Below are 4,095 nucleotides of genomic sequence, written 5' to 3' on the forward strand. Positions count from 1 at the left end.
TTGTAGACTATATTGATTACTACAACAATAAACGAATTAAGGTAAAACTAAAAGGACTTAGCCCTGTACAATACAGAACTAAATCCTTCGGATAAATTAATTGTCTAACTTTTTGGGGTCAGTACAGAAATCAATATTTCTAAGGCTTTTTATTTTGCTTTAACAACAATTTAACAACAAAAACTATTTTTCAGTATTTAAACCTAATATCTTTTTAACCCTTTTGGTACTTTCTATATACATACCTTTCTTAGAGTCGCTAACAATTCTAGCATAATCTTCATTATCTTCACGCAATTCATAAACACGGTAAAAATCATTATTATATTCAAACTCACCAACAACATTTTCTTTTTTCATTATACTGCTCCCTTGTATATGAATTATAACTAATAATACGGTAAACTTCAATAGTTTACCGTATGAATCTAAAGTTTAATCGGACAGACTTCGCTAGTCAGACAAAACTTTAGATTGAAAATTTTTAGTATGCTGATTGCCATTAAATTTACTTTTTCTGATATTATTATCACTCACCACTACTTTCCCAGTCATTCTAGTAGCTACTTCTTTCATAGCATTTGGTCTTAAATGAGAGTACGTTCCAAGTGTTGTCTTAATATCAGCATGTCCTAGACGATTTTGCATTTCTAAATCATTCATTCCTAGAGAGAGCATAAAGCTGGCATGAGAGTGCCTTAAATCGTGGATCCTTATTGATTTTATTTTTGCGTAATCACTATGAGATTTTAGAACACGTTTAAGAGTTGATTTTACCAACGGACTATCTGCTATGGAAAATACAAATTTACATTCTCCTATCTGAGATTGTGCTTTCTTCCAATATTTCAAATGTTCTAATGTATCATCATCAAGATACAAAAGCCTTACACCTGATATAGATTTTGTATCAGTAAGATACCACTCTTTTTGGCTTTTATAATACATTGAACAGTCTATTAAAACAGTACCTTTTTCAAAATCTATTTTCGACCATTCAATAGCTTGTAATTCACTTGTTCTAACTCCAGTCATGAAGAAAAACCAAAATGTAGTAAAGTACAATAATTCATAGATATTAGATTTATCAAATGTACTAATAAATAGCTGAAATTCTTCCACTGTCCAAAAATCAACTTTAGGGCGGTCTTTCTTTACGTTTCCCACCGTTTTAGCAACATTACTTGATAACATACCTAGTTTAACTGCTAAATCAAAGACTTGTTGTAAGATTTGATGAACAGAACGAATATAATTATTAGACAATCCCTCTATAAACATTGAATTTTGCCATTGCTTAACATGAGGTGCTTGAATATCCGATAACTTCATATTCTCAAAATATGACAGTCTTTTAAATTTTGATTGTGTCATATCAAAAGTACGTTTTCTTACTTGGCTTTTATAGTCTGGTATAAAATAATCATCAAGAAACTTTTTAAAAGTCATTGTACTATTAACGGTTATAGAACCTTTACCAAAATCAGCAAGCATACGTAAGCGCCACTCTTGAGCTTCCTTTTGCGTTTTAAAGCCATTCTTAAACTTTTGTATCCTTTTGCCAGTCTGAACATCAAAACCTAGAGAAACAGTCGCTCTATACGTGCCATTACTCATAGGGTAAATACTAGATATTTTAGGCATTTTCCTTGATTTCCGTATCTAACAAGATATCTTCATCTATTTTCACTCCCAAAATTTCCTCAACTGTTTCAAGAGGTACACGTCCTAAACCCTTACTTTCATACCATGTTAGCCCTTGGTTTGCTAATTTTGTTTTAGCTTGCTTTACTAACATCATACCTTGCCATGATGAAAAGCCGAGTTTCATTAAATCATTTTTAGTAACAAATTTTGTCATTGTCTTTCTCCTTTTTGTATGTTATACTTTATATAGTTTTTTGTATTTGATGTGTGATTGATTTTCACGCATCTTTTTTTTGCATCTAGCCCATAAATTCCTATCATTCAGGAAAATATAGATGTTATCTATTTCTTGCCTTACTGGTATACACTTCCCAAAGCGTACTATACGAAAGTCAGTATTTAACCTTTCATCAAAGAACATCACAATTTTTTTAGTCATTTTTATTTCCCCCAGGAAAAACTATTATTTTGCTCTACGGAAAATTCTTTGACTTCTGTATGGTCTTTATCATTCATCTTTTCAAGGCCAAGAACTAACAAATAATTTATATACGCATTTGCAGATTCTACCCCTTGAGAACTCTCATAAGCCTTATAAACCTTGGTAAGTGTTCGAGCAACTTGAGTTTCTAAAAATTCTTTTGACTTAAGTAAAGTGGTTTCTTCTCTAACTGTCTTCAATTTTGTACGTTCCTTTGTTTGAATATATTCATTCCACCATGAAACAGTTTCCCTTCTAGATTTTTTTGTATCTATTGAGTATTTGTCTGATAAAACAAAACGATAGTGACTTGCTAATACAGAGAAAAACAAATCTTTCAATGGTTTCTTCATAGCCATATTTTGAGCAAATAATACAGCCTTGTCACCGAACAATCTTAACTCTGAACGAATCCACGAAGTAATTCCAATATCGCTTGCTTTCTCTCCTTGTTCCATTAACTTATTATATACACCCCACTGTTGCGAGTTACTTCCTTTTTTCCCAATATTTATAGTTTCTCCAACGATTTCCCCATCTTCAAGTCTGCCAGTTTCATGATACTCATATTTTTTTGAATAGCTAATGCATAGACCTTGTTTGCAATATTCGTATATTTTCTGAACTGATAAACTTCCATCATAAATATCATTTGCTACATCTAGCCTTGTAAAATGAGCACAATCATTTAGATACCTACTTACTAAAGCACTCCAGTTATTAACCGAACCGTCCATAAATTGTTCATATCGCCTACAACCATGCCCTCTCATCTCGGTAAATATTCCCATTCCATAATTCATTGAATTATCATCATTAAGAGAAAAATATACCTTAATATCTACATAGGCAAAATGATGATTATATCGGTTTGTACCGTACAACTCAAGAACGAAATCATTAAAATTTAATTTTAATAGTTCTTCAATTACATATTTACAAGATTTCATATAGTCGACATCATCAACTGGTTTGACTGTATTAGCAAACCAGTCAATAGTGACCGTATTACTCCTCTTCAAATTCTCTCACCTCTAATTTAATACCATCAAAGCATTGTCTTGAACCATTCCATTTTGGTTTAATAGCATAATCTGTCAGAGTGATATAACGAGTTAGACCTTTTTCTTTAAACATTTTAACTTTTTCTAAATCTCCTGAAATCTCAAAGGCAAAATCCTTCAATTCTTCAATCTCGGAAAACATACCTTTTTCTTCTAAGAATTGAGCCAATTCTCCATCTTTAGAATAAGCCGTGTAACGTTCAATTTTATCAGTTTTGGTACTTTCTCCGTTAATTTCAACATATTCATATTTTTCTCTAGCTTTGGAGAAATCAACTCTTAGCACTTCCGGTATCTCAAATTGCTCCTTGTCAAATTCAAATTCACCTTTAATAAATTGTGTTGCAGTTATTTTAAATTTTTCCATTTTTATATTTCCTTTTCTATACATTTGATAAAATTTCACAATCTTTTTTCACTTGCTGAAATATCCTTGTCTTTCGGCAAAAGACATCAAATAGGCTCTATTCCCTTGTGGCTCTAAGCGCCAATGCGATTTCGTTCAATAAAATGCACTCCGCGCCTACTCTCCCAAGGGTTTGAAGGTTCTTCAATGTCTTTTAGACCTACCTATTAGAGATTGTAGGTCTATTTTCAACTAAAAGTTTGTGAAATATACTGTGTTGACGATAGGTGACTAGTACCAACTAGTAGTAAACTATCCTTAGTTGCTAGTGAGCGCTAGTGAGCGCAGTCGCTGGCTTACGCTTGCTCCTGCTACTAGCTACTAGCAACAAGAAACCAAAATTACTAATATACTAGTCTTTGAAGAAAAATCCTCAAAGACTTTTTTATACAATCATAGGCAGTTACCCCCAATTCTTGCCAAACATAGTATAGTTTGATATAATTTGAATATACCTGTTAGGTATGTTTTGACTATATACACTATAGGTATATTTG

Annotated in this window: 6 protein-coding genes; 1 reads left to right on the forward strand and 5 read right to left on the reverse strand. The window is 32.1% G+C overall.

All coding sequences use genetic code 11. From position 1 onward, the window contains the following. Positions 1-95, forward strand: a 95-nt coding sequence (locus GEZ85_RS09905; protein WP_140834408.1) for an IS3 family transposase, incomplete at its 5' end; no start/stop codon positions are given. A gap of 88 nt (positions 96-183) precedes the next feature. On the opposite strand, the gene GEZ85_RS09910 is transcribed toward GEZ85_RS09905, so the two are convergent. The 5 genes from GEZ85_RS09910 to GEZ85_RS09930 form a co-directional block, all read right to left on the reverse strand. Further along, the gene (locus GEZ85_RS09910; RefSeq protein ID WP_153210168.1) at positions 184-360 is read right to left on the reverse strand and encodes a hypothetical protein; all 177 of its coding nucleotides are present in this window, start codon (positions 358-360) and stop codon (positions 184-186) included. A gap of 93 nt (positions 361-453) precedes the next feature. Further along, the gene (locus tag GEZ85_RS09915; protein WP_153210169.1) at positions 454-1,644 is read right to left on the reverse strand and encodes a site-specific integrase; all 1,191 of its coding nucleotides are present in this window, start codon (positions 1,642-1,644) and stop codon (positions 454-456) included. After that, positions 1,637-1,861 carry a DUF3173 family protein gene (locus GEZ85_RS09920; protein WP_153210170.1) on the reverse strand — a complete coding sequence of 75 codons (225 nt, stop codon included), beginning with the start codon at positions 1,859-1,861 and terminating at the stop codon, positions 1,637-1,639. Before GEZ85_RS09920 ends, GEZ85_RS09915 begins: the two co-directional genes overlap by 8 nt. Before the next feature lie 227 nt (positions 1,862-2,088). Further along, on the reverse strand, positions 2,089-3,150 hold the full coding sequence (locus GEZ85_RS09925; protein ID WP_228112222.1) for a replication initiation factor domain-containing protein: 1,062 nt from the start codon (positions 3,148-3,150) through the stop codon (positions 2,089-2,091). After that, positions 3,137-3,559 (reverse strand): hypothetical protein, encoded by a 423-nt coding sequence (locus tag GEZ85_RS09930; protein WP_153210171.1) that lies wholly within the window; start codon positions 3,557-3,559, stop codon positions 3,137-3,139. The genes GEZ85_RS09925 and GEZ85_RS09930 overlap by 14 nt, the downstream gene beginning before the upstream one ends. Positions 3,560-4,095: the final 536 nt, after the last annotated feature.

Source organism: Streptococcus mitis (assembly GCF_009496205.1).
GTDB lineage: Bacteria > Bacillota > Bacilli > Lactobacillales > Streptococcaceae > Streptococcus > Streptococcus mitis_BN.

Excerpts from the sequence above, each read along its gene's own strand:
- GEZ85_RS09910 (WP_153210168.1), bottom strand. The coding sequence starts at position 360 with ATGAAAAAAGAAAATGTTGTTGGTGAGTTTGAATATAATAATGATTTT.
- GEZ85_RS09920 (WP_153210170.1), bottom strand. The coding sequence starts at position 1,861 with ATGACAAAATTTGTTACTAAAAATGATTTAATGAAACTCGGCTTTTCA.
- GEZ85_RS09915 (WP_153210169.1), bottom strand. The coding sequence starts at position 1,644 with ATGCCTAAAATATCTAGTATTTACCCTATGAGTAATGGCACGTATAGA.
- GEZ85_RS09930 (WP_153210171.1), bottom strand. The coding sequence starts at position 3,559 with ATGGAAAAATTTAAAATAACTGCAACACAATTTATTAAAGGTGAATTT.